This is a genomic window from Aeromicrobium tamlense (assembly GCF_013408555.1).
GTDB classification, from domain to species: domain Bacteria; phylum Actinomycetota; class Actinomycetes; order Propionibacteriales; family Nocardioidaceae; genus Aeromicrobium; species Aeromicrobium tamlense.
Genome location: NZ_JACBZN010000001.1, coordinates 123,753 through 138,781, shown reverse-complemented (window position 1 = coordinate 138,781; position 15,029 = coordinate 123,753). Strand labels below are relative to the sequence as shown.

The following is a 15,029-nucleotide window of genomic DNA, read 5'->3' as shown; positions in this document are numbered from 1 at the left end:
CTACAGATCTGGCTGACCGGAGGTCAGTGGAGCCAGGCGACGACCCACCAGAGGACGCCGTAGGGAGCGTCGGCATAGGGGACGGAGACCCGCCAGCCGTCGCCCAGCTGTTCGCCGAGGTCCACCAGCGGCTCGATCCCCGACGCCCAGAGCTCGGCGCCGAGCTGCGGATCCAGCGCCGCGAGCCGCGAGCCGTCGCCGGAGCGCAGCGCGAGGTCGACGGTGTCGTCGAAGTCGAGCGCGCGCTCGTCGAGGTGACCGGGGGCCTTCTCGCCGCGCTTCGCGGTGCCGTTGGCCATGACCAGCAGCACCTCGGCGCCGTCCTCGACCCGACCCGTGAAGCCGGCCGCGTCGAGCAGGGCTCGCGCCACCTCGGGGGCGAAGGGGTCGTCACCGACGACCGAGACCGCCTCGACGCCGCGCGTGATCGCCTGCACCGCCGCGACGGCGGAGACGCGGAGCTCGGCCACGGGGTCCTCGAGGCTCGCGTAGCGCGGCAGCAGCGCGGGCACGGGCGGCAGCACGACGAGTCGGCGGATCACGCGAGACCTCGGATCGCCCGGGCGGGCGGACGGCGCCCGGCGATCGTCCACGCCATGTCGACGACCTGGCGCGTCTCGGGCACTTGGTGCACGCGGTAGACGCGCGCCCCGGCCGTGGCGGCGACGGCGGTGGCCGCGAGCGTGCCCAGCAGGCGCTCTCCGACCGGCGCGTCGAGCGTCTCGCCGACGAAGTCCTTGTTCGACAGCGAGACGAGCACGGGCCAGCCGGTGTCGACCATCTCGCCGAGCCGTCGAGTGACCTCGAGCGAGTGGAACGTGTTCTTGCCGAAGTCGTGGGCCGGGTCGATCAGGAGGCTCTCACGGGCGACGCCGAGCGAGACGGCGCGCTCGGCCTGGGCCACCGTGGAGGCGATCGCGTCGGCGACCACGTCGTCGTACTCCAGCCGGTGCGGCCGGGTGCGGGGCGTGACGCCGCCGGTGTGCGTGCAGACCATCGCGACGTCGAACTCGGCGGCGACCTCGGCCAGGCCAGGGTCGGCACCGCCCCAGGCGTCGTTGAGCAGGTCGGCGCCGGCCTCGCAGACGGCACGGCCGACTTCGGCACGCCACGTGTCGACGCTGATCACGACGCCGGGGAACGCCGATCGCACGCGCTCGACGAAGCCGACGACGCGGCGCTTCTCCTCGTCCGCGTCGATCTCTACGCCGGGTGCCGCCTTGATGCCGCCGATGTCGACGATCTCTGCGCCCTCCTCGACGACCTGCTGCACGCGGTCGAACGCGGAGTCCTCGGCCCACGTGGCGCCCTTGTCGAAGAACGAGTCGGGGGTGCGGTTGACGATCGCCATCATCAGCGTGGCGTCGTCGGCGAAGGTGTGGCGGCCGAGGCGCAGGGTCATCGTGCGACCTCCGCGGCCGGCGGGCGCTCGGAGAGGTCGACCTCGCGCGCGATCTCCTCGAGACCGCGGAACTGGTGGAGCACGACGCGATCCTCCCCCACGCGGGCGTCGGAGCGCGACAACACGGCCGCGGTGAGCTGCACCGCCATGGGTCCGAGGTCCTGCAGCGACTGGTGCGAGTGGGCGCGGCGGCCGAGGTCGACCTGCGCGACCGCGTCGAGGCCGAGGCGGTCGGAGACGTCGATGAGGGCCGCGAGGTCGACGCCGTAGCCGACCGGGACGTGGAGGGTCTCGTAGACCGAACGGCGCACCGCCCACTCCCCCGCGAGCGGCTGCACCACGCGGCCGAGGTGCGGTCGGGCCAGCGCGAGCAGCGGACGGGCGACGAGCTCGGTGGCGCGACCGCCGCCCTGCGGGTCGTCGGCGGCGCCGGCGCGGAACGGCCGCTCGTAGAAGCCCTTGACGAGGGCGACCCCCGGGTCCGTGAGCAGCGGGCCGAGCAGGCCGGTGACGAAGTGCGTGTCCCACTCGGTGAGGTCGGCGTCGACGAACGCGAGGACGTCGCCCGTGGTGACGAGCTGCGACTTCCAGATGGACTCGCCCTTGCCGGCACGGTGGCCGAGGTCGGGGCGGATGTCGGCGAGGGAGTGGACGCGGGCACCTGCCTCCGCCGCGATCCGGGCCGTGTCGTCGGTCGAGCCGCCGTCGACGACGACGAGCTCGTCGACGAAGTCGGAGTCGCGGACGAATGCGTCGTGGATCCGGCCCACGACGTCGCCGACCGTGGCGGCCTCGTTGACCGCGGGGATCACGAGGCTGACGCGGGTGCCCGTCGCGCGCTTGGCGTCGAGCAGCCCGTCGAGGTCCCACGGACGCCGGAACGTGCGCCGGTCGAACCACGTGTCTGCCACGCGTTCACCGTACTCGTGGGGTCAGCAGGGGTCGCCGTCGACGACCACGCCGCCGAGCAGCCGCTCGACCGTGAAGCGCGCCTGGGCCGGCGACGGCACCGGGGCGTCGACCTCGGCCGCGGACTCCGCGTCGTGGCCCAGCGCGGCGATCGCCTCGCGGCGGGCGTCCTCGAGAGCGTCCGCGACCTCGGCACGGGAGTGTCCCCCGGCGGGGCAGCGGGCCTCCTCGAGCAGGTCGAGCTCGTACGCGTCGGGCACGAGGTCGTAGAGGGCGTGCAGCGTCCAGTCCTCGCCCGGGCGGTCGTCGGTGGCGCTCATGCCACCGACGATAGGGGCCACCACCGACGGATGTGGGGTGGGAAAGGGACGAGCCCCCGACCGTCTCCGGTCGGGGGCTCGCGTCACGTGGCAGGTAGAGGATTCGAACCTCTGAAGGCAATGCCGGCTGATTTACAGTCAGCTCCCTTTGGCCGCTCGGGCAACCTGCCGCGACAGTCTGCAAGATTACCCCAGCGTCCCGCCGGGCCCGAAATCAGGGCCGCCTCGGAGCACCGCTCCCGCGCGGCGCGGCAGGCCGTAGGGTGGCCCCATGGCCGACTCCTCCTTCGACATCGTCAGCAAGATCGACCGCCAAGAGGCCGACAACGCCCTCAACCAGGCGGTCAAGGAGATCTCGACGCGCTACGACTTCAAGAACACCAACGCCTCCATCGAGTGGAAGGGCGAGTGGGGCGTGGAGATCACCGCGAACGCCGAGGAGCGCGCCCGCGCCATCCTCGACGTCTTCCAGACCAAGCTGGTCAAGCGGAACATCAGCCTCAAGGCCTTCGAGGCCGACGAGCCGCGCCAGTCGGGCAAGGACGTCAAGATCAACGGCACCTTCGGCGAGGGCATCAGCACCGAGCAGGCCAAGAAGGTCAGCAAGCTGATCCGCGACGAGGGGCCCAAGGGCGTGAAGGTGCAGATCCAGGGCGACGAGCTGCGCGTCACGAGCAAGTCCCGTGACGACCTGCAGGAGGTCATCGCGCTGGTCAAGAACGCCGACCTCGACTTCGCGGTGCAGTTCACCAACTACCGCTGATCCCCGGCCGCGGCGCCCGCCGCCTCTCGCTTGTTACTCGTCCGTCCCGTGGCGGGGCACTGGCGCATGTTCCGGGCAGTGTAGAGAATCTCCCCACGGGGACCCCCGACCCCGAGGTCCGCTCTTCCCCGGCAGCGGATCACTGAAGAGGCCCCAGGTGACTCCCTCCCTGGGGCCTCTGCCTGCGCCCCGTCGTGTCGCGCGGTCTCCGCATTCTCCGGAAACTCGTTGAGGATTGAACTACATTCGAACGCGCGGGCCGTTGGGGAAGGCCGCCCGCGCTGGGGGAAAGGCCCCGGTGCCCGGTGGGAGGACGGCATCGGGGCACACCTCCCGACTACCGCTGAACCGTGACGCCGCGCTGGCGGGCGGCGCCCGCCACGAGGACCGCGGCGAGCAGCATGACCGCCGCGGCCGCGACGAGGGCCCACGCGGCGCTGAGCTCGTCCGCGACGAACCCGAGCGCCACTCCCCCGGCCGAGGCCGAGCCCAGGAACGCCATCGAGGTGACCGAGAGCGCCGTGGCGCGGTTCGCCTCGGTGACGCGGTCGTGCACGAGCGCGTTGTACGCGGCGCCGAACGACGTGTGCACGAGGTAGCAGAGCCAGAAGCCCGCGATCAGCGCGACCGGACCGCCGGCGATCGCCATGATCGCGAGACCGATCGCCTCGGCGGCGCCGAGGATCGGCGCGAGGACTCCCGGCCCGACCTCGCGCAGCACCCGAGAGGCCACCGTGGCACCGAGCGCCGCCAGGCCCCACGCGATCGACGACACGATGCCGAGCACGGTGCCCGCGCTGCTGGTGTCGGACGAGAACTCGGCGAGCCGCACCGGCATCAGCAGCTCGAGCCCCGCGACGGCAACACCGCACAGCAGCATCGCGGCGGTCAGCAGGCGCAGACGGCGGCCGAAGGCGATCCGCACGCCCGAGACGAGCGTCGCGCGCCAGCCGGGCGCGGCCTCCTCGGTGTGCTGGACCGACTCCATCAGCAGCCGCGCGCACCCGATCTGCACGACGACGATGGCGATCGACAGCGCGTAGGGCACGGCCAGCGCGACCCCGTCGGACCACGGGGCGACGTAGAGCAGACCCGCGGTGAGCACCGAGCCGACCGCGATGGCTCCGCTGATGACGCCACCGGCCAGGGCGAGCGCGGAGGGCACCTCGTCCGAGGCGCCGCGGGCGTTCTCGGCGTCGACGAACCACGACTCGAGCGCCCCGCTGTCGAGGGCCCTGAACAGGCCGCTGACGGCCCACGCCAGCGCGAACGCCAGCACCGACTGCGCCACGAGCGTGAGGCCGTAGGCCGCGATCGCCGCGACGCCCGACGCGATGAACACCGGCCGGCGCCCCCACGAGTCCGCGAGCGCCCCGCTGGGGATCTCCATGACCAGCACGACGACGCCCTGCGCGGCCATCGCCAGGCCGACCTCGGCGATCGTCAGACCGCGCTCCAAAGGCAGCAGCAGGGACACCGGCATGAGGAGCCCGGTGGCCAGCCAGCGCAGCCCGAGCAGCAGCAGGAACCGGCCTCTCACCCCCATGCCACGACTCTAGGACCACCCGCGGGGAAGACGGCGGCAGGAAAGGGTGTTGACTCAGCACGTGGCGACGACCAATTCCGACTCCAAGGCAGGGCTGATCTACGGGACGGCCGCCTACCTGTGCTGGGGCTTCTTCCCCCTCTACTGGCCCCTGCTCGAGCCCGCGTCGGCGTACGAGGTGCTCGCGCACCGCATCGTCTGGACCTTCGTCTTCTGCCTCGGCCTGCTGACCATCGCACGCAAGTGGGGCGCGTTCCGCGCGATCATCGGCCAGCGTCGGCTCATGGTGCCGCTCGCGCTCGCCTCGGTGGTCATCACCATCAACTGGGGTGCGTTCATCTGGGGCGTCACCAACGGTCACGTCATCGAGACGAGCCTCGGCTACTTCATCAACCCGCTCATGACCGTGCTGCTCGGCGTCTTCGTCCTGGGCGAGAGCCTGCGGCGCCTGCAGTGGGTCGCGGTCGGGCTGGGCATCCTCGCGGTGGTCGTGCTGACCGTGGACTACGGCCGCCCGCCGTGGGTCGCCCTCGTGCTGGCCACGAGCTTCGCGACCTATGGATTCCTCAAGAAGCGCGCGAACCTCGGCACGATCGAGGCGCTCTCGGTGGAGACGACGATCCTCACCCCGTTCGCCATCGCCTTCCTGGTGTTCCTCGGGGTCAACGGCACGCTGGCGTTCGGGCACGAGGGCGCGCTCAACACGGTGCTGCTGATGGGCACCGGCATCGTCACCGCGATCCCACTGCTGATGTTCGGCGCCGCCGCGATCAGGCTCTCGCTCACGACCATCGGCATCCTGCAGTACCTCGGACCGATCCTGCAGTTCATCTTCGGGCTGACGATCTTCGGCGAGCACATGGGCACGGCGCGCTGGATCGGCTTCGTGATCGTGTGGGCGGCGCTGGTGATCTTCACCTACGACGCGATGCGCACGCGGCGTCGCGCCAAGCGCACCGCCGACGAGTGCGCGGCTGAGTCGACCGCGATCTGACCGCCTCCCCCGCGAGTGCGCGGTTCCGGCCGGCGGCGGAGGGCTGGTCAGCCGAGGCGGTCGGTGGCGCGGGTGCAGATGTCGTCGAGGGCGTCGCGGGCCGGGCCGGCCGGGAGCTTCGCGAGCAGGGCGCGTGCCGCGTCGGCCTCGGCACGGACGTAGGCGCGGGCGCGGTCCATCGCGGGGTGCTCGCGCAGGGCGCGGATGACCCACTGGACGTCGTCCTCGTCGGCGATCGGGCCCGAGAGCAGCTCGCGCAGGCGCTCGTCGCCCTCCACCGGCGCGGACTGCACCAGCAGGGTGGGCAGCGTGGGCACGCCCTCGCGCAGGTCGGTGCCGGGCACCTTGCCCGAGTCGTCGGCGTCGCTGGCGATGTCGATGATGTCGTCGGCCAGCTGGAAGGCGACGCCGATGCGCTCGCCGAACTCCAGCAGCGTGGCCTCGACGTCCTCGCCCGCACCGGACATCATCGCGCCGAAGCGCGCGGCGGTGGCGATCAGCGAGCCCGTCTTGTCGGCCACCACCGAGAGGTAGTGCTCGAGCGGGTCGTCGTCGGGACCGGGACCGAGGGTCTCGCGCAGCTGGCCGTGCACCAGGCGGGCGAACGTCTCGGCCTGGATGCGGACGGCCTCGGGACCGAGGTCGGCCACGAGGGACGAGGCACGCGCGAACAGGAAGTCGCCCACCAGGATCGCGACCGAGTTGTTCCAGCGCGCGTTCGCGCTGGGAGCACCGCGGCGCATGGACGCCTCGTCCATCACGTCGTCGTGGTACAGCGTGGCGAGGTGCGTCAGCTCGACCACCACGGCCGCCGGGACGATGTCCGGAGCGGTGGGGTCGCCGAACTCGGCGCACAGCACCGTGAGCAGGGGGCGGAAGCGCTTGCCACCGGCCTGCAGCAGGTGCGAGGAGGCCTCGGCGACGAGGGGCTCGGGGCTGTGGGCCGAGGTGACGAGCAGGTCCTCGACCTGCTGCACACCGGCCGAGACCCGCTGCTCCAACGCGTCATCCGCGAACGACCCGACGCTGGCCACGTCCCACTTCCTTCCCACGACCGCCGACGACATGCCCGCTAGCGCACGAAGGCGCCGGCGTTCTGGGCCAGATCGAGCATCGGACCCGGCAGGAGGCCGAGCACGACCGTCGTGATCACGGCCAAGGCAATCACCACGGTAGTCGTCACGCCCGCGACGGCCACGGTCGGCCCATCACCGACGGGGTCGGTGAAGAACATCAGCACGATCACGCGGACGTAGAAGTAGGCCGCGACGGCGCTGCACAGCACGCCGATGACGACGAGGAGCCAGGCTCCGCCGCCCCACGCCGCACTGAAGACGGCCCACTTGCCGATGAAGCCGGCGGTGAGCGGGATGCCCGCGAACGACAGCATGAACACGGCGAACGAGCCCGCCAGGAACGGCGACTCCTTGCCGAGTCCGGCCCACTTCGACAGGTGGGTGGTCTCGCCCGCGGAGTCGCGCACGACCGTGACGATCGCGAACGCGCCGATCGTGGCCACGCCGTACGCCAGCAGGTAGAACAGCACCGAGGAGACCGACGTGATGGACAGGCCCTCCTGGTCGCCCAGGTAGGCGCCCGAGAGGCCCACCGTGAGGAAGCCGGCGTGCGCGATCGACGAGTACGCCAGCATGCGCTTGACGTCGGTCTGGCTGATCGCGACGATCGAGCCGACGAGCATCGTGAGGACCGCGACGACCCACAGCACGGGTCGCCAGTCCCACGACGCTCCGCCGAAGGCCACGAACAGCACGCGCATCATGGCGATGAACGCGGCGGCCTTGGTGGCCGCGGCCATGAAGGCCGTGACCGGCGTCGGGGCGCCCTGGTAGACGTCGGGGGTCCAGCTGTGGAACGGCACCGCGCCCACCTTGAACAGCAGGCCCACCAGCAGCAGCCCGATGGCCGCGAGCAGGATCGCGGTCTCGTCGCCGCGCGCCGAGACGGCCGTGTTGATCTCGGTCAGGTTGAGGCTGCCGGAGTAGCCGTAGGCCAGCGCCGCGCCGTAGAGGAAGAACGCCGACGAGAACGCACCCAGCAGGAAGTACTTCATCGCCGCTTCCTGGCTGAGCAGGCGACGACGACGCGCCACGCCGCACAGCACGTACAGCGGCAGCGACAGCACCTCGAGGGCGACGAACATCGTGATGAGGTCGTTCGAGACCGCGAACAGCATCATGCCGGCCAGCGCGAACGTCGCCAGCGGGAAGACCTCGGTGTGCTCGAGGCGGGCCGAGGTGGCCTCGGTCTCGCCGGGCGAGCCCGGGGCATCGGCGGCGCGGCCGATGAAGTCGCTGAGGCCGCCCTCGTGGCTGCGCTCGGCGAACATCAGGAACGACAGGATGCCGAAGATGAGCAGCATCGCCCACGTGAGGACGCCGGGACCGTCGACCGCGACGGCGCCCTCGCCCCCGACGGAGCCCAGGGCCGCCCAGCGACCCTCGGGCACCTCCTCGAGGCCGAGGTAGACCCACACGGTGAGGCCGAGCGTGATGATCGAGCCAAGCACCGCGACGACGGTCTGGGCGACGAAGCGCGCCCGGCGGGGCGCGACGACCTCCACGACGAGGCCGATCATCGCGACCGCGGCGATCGCGATCAGCGGCGACAGCTGGCCGTAGTCGAGGTCGGCCGCGGGGATGTCGGGGCCGTCGGCGGCCAGGGACCCGGGCAGGACGGACGCGAGCGTGCCGATCATTCGTGGGCTCCTTCCGTCTGGTCTGCGAGGTCGATGGGCGCGCGCTGCGGCGGATCGCCGACCCCCACCGTGGCCACGACCGGCTCGACGGCCGGATCGATCACCTCGAGCAGCGGCTGGGGCACGAAGCCCAGGCCGATGATGAGCACGAGCGCGGGCGCGAGCGCCCCCACCTCGCGGCGCGACAGGTCGGTGAACCCGGCAGTGCCCTCGTTGAGCGGGCCGGTCATCGTGCGCTGGTACATGAGCAGGATGTAGACCGCGGCCAGCACGATGCCCAGCGTCGCCACGGTGGCGATCGGGATCGAGCGGCTGAAGGTGCCGACGAGCACGAGGAACTCCGACACGAACGGCGCCAGGCCGGGCAGCGAGAGGCTCGACAGGCCGCCCACGAGCAGCACGCCGGAGAGCACCGGGGCGACCTTCTGGACGCCGCCGTAGTCGCTGATGCGCGCCGAGCCGCGGCGGGCGATCATCATGCCCGCGACGAGGAACAGCACCGCGGTGGAGAGACCGTGGTTGAACATGTAGAGCACCGAGCCGGTCATCGACACCGACGTGAAGGCGAAGATGCCCAGGATGATGAAGCCGAAGTGCGACACCGACGTGAGCGCGATGAGGCGGCGCAGGTCGTCCTGCCCGATCGCGAGCAGCGCGCCGTACAGGATGCTGATGACCGCGAGGACGAGCACGACCGGGCTGGCCCACTCCGAGGCGCCCGGGAACAGCTCGAGGCACCAGCGGATCATGCCGAACGTGCCGATCTTGTCGATCACGCTGACCATCAGCACCGAGGTGCCGGGCGTCGCCGAGGCGGCCGCGTCGGGCAGCCACGTGTGCAGCGGCCACAGCGGCGCCTTGATCGCGAACGCGATGAAGAAGCCCAGGAACAGCAGGCGCTCGGTGGACTGCGACATCTCGAGGCTCATGAGGTCGGCATGCAGGAAGCTCGGGCCGCCCTGCTGCGTGGAGAGCACGTACAGACCCACGACCGACGCCAGCATGAGCAGGCCGCCGACGAGGTTGTAGACGAGGAACTTCACCGCGGCGTAGCTGCGCTGGCCCGTGCCGTGACCACCGATCAGGAAGTAGATCGGGATCAGGGTGGCCTCGAACAGCACGTAGAACGTGAAGACGTCGGTGGCGGCGAACACGCCGATCGCGAGCGCCTCCAGCACCAGCATCAGCGCGAAGTACGAGTTCGTCCCCGCGGGGTCGTCCTCCTTGTCGCGCCACGAGGCCAGCAGCACGATCGGCACGAGGACGGTGACCAGGAAGATCATCGTCAGGCCGATGCCGTTGACGCCGAGTGCCCAGTGGGCGCCGATCGCGCCGATCCACTCGTACTCCTCGGTCAGCTGGTAGCCGCCGCTCTCGATGTCGAACCGCGCGAGCAGCGCGAGCGACATGACGAGGGTCAGCAGCGACACGGCGACCGCGACGTACCGCGGCAGGACGGCGTCGACCGTGCGCGGCAGCAGCGCCACGACGAGCGCGCCGATGAGCGGGACGGCGATCAGCAGGGACAGCATCATGCGAGCGTCACCGCCAGCAGGCCCAGCAGGACCACGAGAGCACCTCCGAGCACCATCAGTGCATAGGAACGGACATAGCCGGTCTGCGGCTTGCGCAGCTCGCCGGAGACTTCACCGATGCGGTCGGCCGACCCCGACACGAGGCCGTCGATGACCTTCGCGTCGGCCCAGACGAGGGCTCGGGTGAGGTGGGTCGCGGGGCGGCCCACCAGCGCATCGTTCACGTTGTTGCCGTACAGCTCGGCGCGACCGGCCCGCGTGAAGATCGAGACCTCGGAGTCGGCGGGCGCCGTGTCGGCGATCTCGCGGCGTCCGTAGAGGACCCACGCGAGCGCCACGCCGGCCGCCACGACCGCCAGCACGATGAGCGTGATGACGAAGATCGGCACCCCGAACTCGTGGTGCTCGGTGTGGCCGGTGGCCGGCTCGAGCCACTTCTCGATCCAGTCGCCGAACGCCATCACGCCGGCCAGCAGCGAGAGCGCCGCCAGCACGATCAGCGGCACGGTCATCACGGCGGGCGACTCGTGCGGGTGCACGTCCTCGCGCCAGCGCTTCTCGCCGAAGAAGGTCATCAGCATGAGGCGCGTCATGTAGAACGCGGTGATGCCGGCGCCGATCAGGGCGGCGAGGCCCACCCAGATGTTCTCGCCCAGGGCCGCCTCGATGATCTTGTCCTTGGAGAAGAAGCCCGAGGTGCCCGGGAAGCCCAGGATCGCCAGGTAGCCGATGCCGAACGTGTAGAACGTGATCGGCATGGCCTGGCGCAGGCCGCCGTAGTGGCGCATGTCGACGTCGTCGTTCATGCCGTGCATGACCGAGCCGGCGCCGAGGAACATGTTGGCCTTGAAGAAGCCGTGCGTCAGCAGGTGGAAGATCGCGAAGGCGTAGCCCGCGGGGCCGAGGCCGGCGGCGAGCATCATGTAGCCGATCTGGCTCATCGTGGAGCCGGCGAGCGCCTTCTTGATGTCGTCCTTCGTACAGCCGATCCAGGCGCCGGCCAGCAGCGTGATGAAGCCGACCGCGATGACGAAGCTGCGCGCGGTCTCCGAGGCGTCGAAGACGTCGTGCGAGCGGACCACCAGGTAGACGCCAGCGGTGACCATGGTGGCGGCGTGGATGAGCGCCGAGACCGGGGTGGGGCCCTCCATCGCGTCGAGCAGCCAGGCCTGCAGCGGGAACTGCGCCGACTTGCCGCACGCGCCCAGCAGCAGGAGCAGGCCGAGCGCGGTGGCGACGTTGCCCGAGACCGAGTGGACCTGCGCGTTCACCGCGGCGATCGAGCTGGTGCCGAACCAGGCGAACATCGTCATGATCGCCAGGGCCATGCCGAGGTCGCCGACGCGATTCAGCACGAAGGCCTTCTTCGCGGCGGCTGCGGCCGACGGCTTGTGCTGCCAGAACCCGATGAGCAGGTAGGACGCCAGGCCGACGCCCTCCCAGCCGAGGAACAGCACGAGGTAGTCCGCTGCCAGGACGAGCGTCAGCATCGCCGCGATGAACAGGTTCAGGAAGGCGAAGAAGCGGCGGCGGCGCGGGTCGTGCGCCATGTACCCGATCGAGTACACGTGGATGAGCGTGCCGACGCCGGTGATCAGCAGGACGAACAGGCTCGAGAGCGTGTCGAACGTGAACGAGAAGTCCACGTGGAAGCGGCCCGCGTCGATCCACGTGCCGAGGGTCGTGGTGACCGAGCGGTCGCCGGAGTCGCGTCCGGCGAGCTCGATGAACATCACGAGGCCCAGCACGAACGACGCGGCCGAGCACGCGGTGGCGATGAGGTGACCGAAGCGGTCGGACTCCTTGCCCCACGTCAGCAGCAGCGCTGCGCCCGCCAGGGGGATGGCGATGAGCAGCCAGGAAAGTTCCAGCACGGCGTCTCCCTCAGGCCTTCAGCAGGTTCGCCTCGTCGACCGAAGTCGTCCGACGCGTGCGGTAGATGGACACGATGATGGCCAGGCCGATGGTGACCTCGGCGGCGGCGACGACCATGACGAAGAACGCCGCGACCTGGCCGTCGAGGTTGCCGTGCTGGCGCGCGAAGGTGACGAACGCGAGGTTCGTGGCGTTCAGCATGAGCTCGACGCACATGAACACGACGATCGCGTTGCGGCGTACGAGCACGCCGATCGCGCCGATCGAGAACAGCAGCATCGACAGGGTGAGGTACTCGGTCATGGCGTGACCCCCTCATCGTCGTCAGCGTCGGGCTTTCGGGTGTCGGGCTTCTCGGTGGTCAGCGGACGCTCGTCGGGATCGATGTCGCTGGCCGAGATCTCGCCGACCACGTGGGTGACGTCCTCGGCGCCGTGCACCTCGAACTGGTGGCGCGACACGAGCGTGCCGGGCACCGACTCGGGCAGCGGCGTGCCGTCGGGCAGCAGGGCCGGGGTGTCGACCGCGTTGTGGCGGGCGAAGACGCCGGGCGTGGGCGCGTTGCCGGGGTGCTTGCCGGACTCGGCGTAGTCGCGCATCCGGCGCTCCTGCAGCTCGGCCTGCGTGGGCGGGTCGACGAGGCGCTCGCGGTGCGCCAGCACCATGGCGCCCAGCACCGCGACGATCATCAGGGCCGCGGTGAACTCGAAGGCGATGACGTACTTGCTGAACAGCAGCGAGGCGAGTCCGTGCACGTTGCCGTTCGCGTTGGCCTCGCCGATGCCGACGACCGCCGAGGAGACCGACTGCGCGACCGCGAGGGCCAGCACGAGCGCGAACAGGATGCCCACGACCACGGCGGCCGCGCGCTGGCCCTTGATCGTCTCGACGACCGAGTCGGCGGTCTCGACGCCCACGAGCATCAGCACGAACAGGAACAGCATCATGATCGCGCCGGTGTAGACGATGATCTGCACCGCGAACAGGAACGGGGCGCCCTGCGCCGCATAGAGCATCGCGAGGCTGATCATGACGACCGCCAGGCACAGCGCCGCGTGCACGGCCTTGCGCGCGAAGATCAGGCCCATCGCCGCCAGCACCATGACCGGGGCGAGGATCCAGAACGCCGTCACGAGGTCGCCTCCGTGCCGCTCGTGGTCTCGACGATCGGCAGCGACTTCCCGCGGTAGTAGTCCGTGTGGTCGTCGCTGATGAGCATCTCGTGCGGCGGCTCGACCATGCCGGGCAGCAGCGGCGCCAGCAGGTCGGACTTCTCGTAGATCAGGTCGGCGCGGTTGTCGTCGGCCAGCTCGTACTCGTTGGTCATCGTCAGCGCGCGCGTGGGGCAGGCCTCGATGCACAGGCCGCACAGGATGCAGCGCAGGTAGTTGATCTGGTAGACGCGGCCGTACCGCTCACCGGGGCTGAAGCGCTCGTCCTCGGTGTTGCTGGCGCCCTCGACGTAGATCGCGTCGGCGGGGCATGCCCAGGCGCACAGCTCGCAGCCGACGCACTTCTCCAGGCCGTCGGGCCAGCGGTTGAGCTGGTGACGTCCGTGGAAGCGCGGCGCCGTGGGCACCTTCTCGAACGGGTACTTCTCGGTGACGGGCTTCTTGAACATCGTCCGGAACGTCACGCCGAAGCCGGCGATCGGGTCCCAGAGCGTCTCCTTGAGCGTCGTCATGGTCACACTCCCCCATCGGTGGGTTGCGAGGTGGTCGGTGCGGAGGAAGCGGTGGCGCGCTGCGAGGGCAGCGGCGGCACCGGGTAGCCGCCGGCGAAGGCGTCGAACTCCGCGGGCTCCGGCTCGGGCTCCTCGTCCTCGTCGTCCCGCGAGGGCAGGAAGAAGGTGACGATGAGCAGCGCGCCGGCGACCGCCGCGGCGATCAGCATGGCGTTCTGGTCGAGCATGTCCTCGACCTGGAGCTTGCGGATGAACGCCAGCGCGACGATCCAGCCCAGCGCGATCGGGATGAGCCACTTCCAGCCGAAGTGCATGAACTGGTCGTAGCGCATGCGGGGCAGGGTGCCACGCAGCCAGATGTACATGAAGATGAAGCCGAGCGTCTTGAGGAAGAACCACAGGACGGGCCAGTAGCCCTCGTTCGCGCCCTCCCAGATCTGGGCGATGCCGAACGGGGCGCGCCAGCCGCCGAGGAACATCGTGGTGGCCAGCGCCGCGACGGTGACCATGTTGATGTACTCGGCCAGGAAGAACATCGCGAACTTGAACGACGAGTACTCGGTGTGGAAGCCACCGACCAGCTCGCCCTCGGCCTCGGGCAGGTCGAAGGGGGCGCGGTTGGTCTCGCCGACCATCGCGATGACGTAGATGATGAACGACGGCAGCAGCGGGATGAAGAACCAGATGTCCTCCTGGGCCGCCACGATCTCCGACGTCGACATCGAGCCGGCGTAGATGAACACCGCGACGAGCGACAGGCCCATCGCCACCTCGTAGCTGATCACCTGGGCGCTCGAGCGCAGGCCGCCGAGCAGGGCGTAGATCGAGCCGGAGGACCAGCCGGCCAGCACGATGCCGTACACGCCGACCGAGGTGACGGCCAGGATGTAGAGCACCGCGACGGGCAGGTCGGTCAGCTGCAGCGGCGTCTCCTCGCCGAAGAAGTTCACCACCGGGCCGAACGGGATGACCGCCCAGGCCAGGAACGACGGCACCACCGCGATGATCGGGGCGACGTAGTAGACGACCTTGTCGGCGGCCTTGGGGAAGATCTCCTCCTTGAGGCCCAGCTTCACGCCGTCGGCGAGGCTCTGCAGCAGGCCGAAGGGGCCGTTCACGTTGGGGCCGATGCGGTGCTGCATGCGGGCCACGACGCGACGCTCGAACCAGATGTTGAACAGCGTGTAGAGCACCAGGAACACGAAGATCAGCAGGGCCTTGAGGGCCACCACCCACCAGGGATCGTTGCCGAACAGCTCGCTCATGCCGCCACCTCCCAAGAGAA

General features: G+C 70.3%; 15 protein-coding genes and 1 tRNA gene. 2 read left to right on the top strand and 14 right to left on the bottom strand.

Translation table 11 applies throughout. The features are described from left to right. Positions 1-23 precede the first annotated feature (23 nt). The 5 genes from BJ975_RS00705 to BJ975_RS00685 all read right to left on the bottom strand — a co-directional run bounded on the left by BJ975_RS00705 (position 24) and on the right by BJ975_RS00685 (position 2,801). Complete coding sequence (locus tag BJ975_RS00705; RefSeq protein WP_317628228.1) at positions 24-542, bottom strand: class III extradiol ring-cleavage dioxygenase family protein; 519 nt, start codon at positions 540-542, stop codon at positions 24-26. After that, positions 539-1,402: a dihydropteroate synthase gene (gene folP / locus BJ975_RS00700; protein WP_179422681.1), complete on the bottom strand. Its 864-nt coding sequence runs from the start codon at positions 1,400-1,402 to the stop codon at positions 539-541. Before folP ends, BJ975_RS00705 begins: the two co-directional genes overlap by 4 nt. After that, on the bottom strand, positions 1,399-2,313 hold the full coding sequence (locus tag BJ975_RS00695; protein WP_179422678.1) for a glucosyl-3-phosphoglycerate synthase: 915 nt from the start codon (positions 2,311-2,313) through the stop codon (positions 1,399-1,401). The genes folP and BJ975_RS00695 overlap by 4 nt, the downstream gene beginning before the upstream one ends. Before the next feature lie 21 nt (positions 2,314-2,334). Then, positions 2,335-2,631 (bottom strand): hypothetical protein, encoded by a 297-nt coding sequence (locus BJ975_RS00690; protein WP_179422676.1) that lies wholly within the window; start codon positions 2,629-2,631, stop codon positions 2,335-2,337. 88 nt (positions 2,632-2,719) lie between these two features. Then, positions 2,720-2,801, bottom strand: a tRNA-Tyr gene (locus tag BJ975_RS00685). A 101-nt stretch (positions 2,802-2,902) separates the two neighbouring features. On the opposite strand from BJ975_RS00685, the gene BJ975_RS00680 reads away from it, so the two are divergent. After that, complete coding sequence (locus tag BJ975_RS00680; RefSeq protein WP_179422674.1) at positions 2,903-3,394, top strand: YajQ family cyclic di-GMP-binding protein; 492 nt, start codon at positions 2,903-2,905, stop codon at positions 3,392-3,394. A 337-nt stretch (positions 3,395-3,731) separates the two neighbouring features. On the opposite strand, the gene BJ975_RS00675 is transcribed toward BJ975_RS00680, so the two are convergent. Beyond that, a complete protein-coding gene (locus tag BJ975_RS00675) occupies positions 3,732-4,940 on the bottom strand; it encodes an MFS transporter (protein ID WP_179422672.1) in 1,209 nt (402 codons plus the stop codon). A 61-nt stretch (positions 4,941-5,001) separates the two neighbouring features. On the opposite strand from BJ975_RS00675, the gene rarD reads away from it, so the two are divergent. Further along, positions 5,002-5,934 carry an EamA family transporter RarD gene (gene rarD / locus BJ975_RS00670; protein WP_179422670.1) on the top strand — a complete coding sequence of 311 codons (933 nt, stop codon included), beginning with the start codon at positions 5,002-5,004 and terminating at the stop codon, positions 5,932-5,934. 47 nt (positions 5,935-5,981) lie between these two features. Here rarD and BJ975_RS00665 read toward each other — a convergent pair whose 3' ends face one another. Genes BJ975_RS00665 through nuoH form a run of 8 tightly spaced genes read right to left on the bottom strand, consistent with a single transcriptional unit; the run spans position 5,982 to position 15,009 of the window. Further along, the gene (locus BJ975_RS00665) at positions 5,982-6,968 is read right to left on the bottom strand and encodes a polyprenyl synthetase family protein (RefSeq protein ID WP_317628229.1); all 987 of its coding nucleotides are present in this window, start codon (positions 6,966-6,968) and stop codon (positions 5,982-5,984) included. Between the two features lie 38 nt (positions 6,969-7,006). After that, a complete protein-coding gene (gene nuoN, locus BJ975_RS00660) occupies positions 7,007-8,650 on the bottom strand; it encodes an NADH-quinone oxidoreductase subunit NuoN (RefSeq protein ID WP_179422666.1) in 1,644 nt (547 codons plus the stop codon). Next, positions 8,647-10,185 (bottom strand): NADH-quinone oxidoreductase subunit M, encoded by a 1,539-nt coding sequence (locus BJ975_RS00655; RefSeq protein WP_179422664.1) that lies wholly within the window; start codon positions 10,183-10,185, stop codon positions 8,647-8,649. Before BJ975_RS00655 ends, nuoN begins: the two co-directional genes overlap by 4 nt. Further along, positions 10,182-12,059, bottom strand: a complete 1,878-nt coding sequence (gene nuoL, locus BJ975_RS00650; protein ID WP_179422662.1) for an NADH-quinone oxidoreductase subunit L — start codon at positions 12,057-12,059, stop codon at positions 10,182-10,184. The genes BJ975_RS00655 and nuoL overlap by 4 nt, the downstream gene beginning before the upstream one ends. A 10-nt stretch (positions 12,060-12,069) precedes the next feature. Beyond that, positions 12,070-12,363 carry an NADH-quinone oxidoreductase subunit NuoK gene (gene nuoK / locus BJ975_RS00645; RefSeq protein ID WP_179422660.1) on the bottom strand — a complete coding sequence of 98 codons (294 nt, stop codon included), beginning with the start codon at positions 12,361-12,363 and terminating at the stop codon, positions 12,070-12,072. Next, positions 12,360-13,193, bottom strand: a complete 834-nt coding sequence (locus BJ975_RS00640) for an NADH-quinone oxidoreductase subunit J (RefSeq protein WP_179422658.1) — start codon at positions 13,191-13,193, stop codon at positions 12,360-12,362. Before BJ975_RS00640 ends, nuoK begins: the two co-directional genes overlap by 4 nt. Beyond that, a complete protein-coding gene (nuoI, locus tag BJ975_RS00635; protein ID WP_179422656.1) occupies positions 13,190-13,744 on the bottom strand; it encodes an NADH-quinone oxidoreductase subunit NuoI in 555 nt (184 codons plus the stop codon). The genes BJ975_RS00640 and nuoI overlap by 4 nt, the downstream gene beginning before the upstream one ends. Before the next feature lie 2 nt (positions 13,745-13,746). Then, complete coding sequence (gene nuoH, locus BJ975_RS00630) at positions 13,747-15,009, bottom strand: NADH-quinone oxidoreductase subunit NuoH (RefSeq protein ID WP_179422654.1); 1,263 nt, start codon at positions 15,007-15,009, stop codon at positions 13,747-13,749. Between the last annotated feature and the right edge of the window lie 20 nt (positions 15,010-15,029).

Excerpts from the sequence above, each read along its gene's own strand:
- folP (WP_179422681.1), bottom strand. The coding sequence starts at position 1,402 with ATGACCCTGCGCCTCGGCCGCCACACCTTCGCCGACGACGCCACGCTG.
- BJ975_RS00690 (WP_179422676.1), bottom strand. The coding sequence starts at position 2,631 with ATGAGCGCCACCGACGACCGCCCGGGCGAGGACTGGACGCTGCACGCC.
- BJ975_RS00680 (WP_179422674.1), top strand. The coding sequence starts at position 2,903 with ATGGCCGACTCCTCCTTCGACATCGTCAGCAAGATCGACCGCCAAGAG.
- BJ975_RS00675 (WP_179422672.1), bottom strand. The coding sequence starts at position 4,940 with ATGGGGGTGAGAGGCCGGTTCCTGCTGCTGCTCGGGCTGCGCTGGCTG.
- nuoN (WP_179422666.1), bottom strand. The coding sequence starts at position 8,650 with ATGATCGGCACGCTCGCGTCCGTCCTGCCCGGGTCCCTGGCCGCCGAC.
- BJ975_RS00655 (WP_179422664.1), bottom strand. The coding sequence starts at position 10,185 with ATGATGCTGTCCCTGCTGATCGCCGTCCCGCTCATCGGCGCGCTCGTC.
- nuoK (WP_179422660.1), bottom strand. The coding sequence starts at position 12,363 with ATGACCGAGTACCTCACCCTGTCGATGCTGCTGTTCTCGATCGGCGCG.
- nuoI (WP_179422656.1), bottom strand. The coding sequence starts at position 13,744 with ATGACGACGCTCAAGGAGACGCTCTGGGACCCGATCGCCGGCTTCGGC.
- nuoH (WP_179422654.1), bottom strand. The coding sequence starts at position 15,009 with ATGAGCGAGCTGTTCGGCAACGATCCCTGGTGGGTGGTGGCCCTCAAG.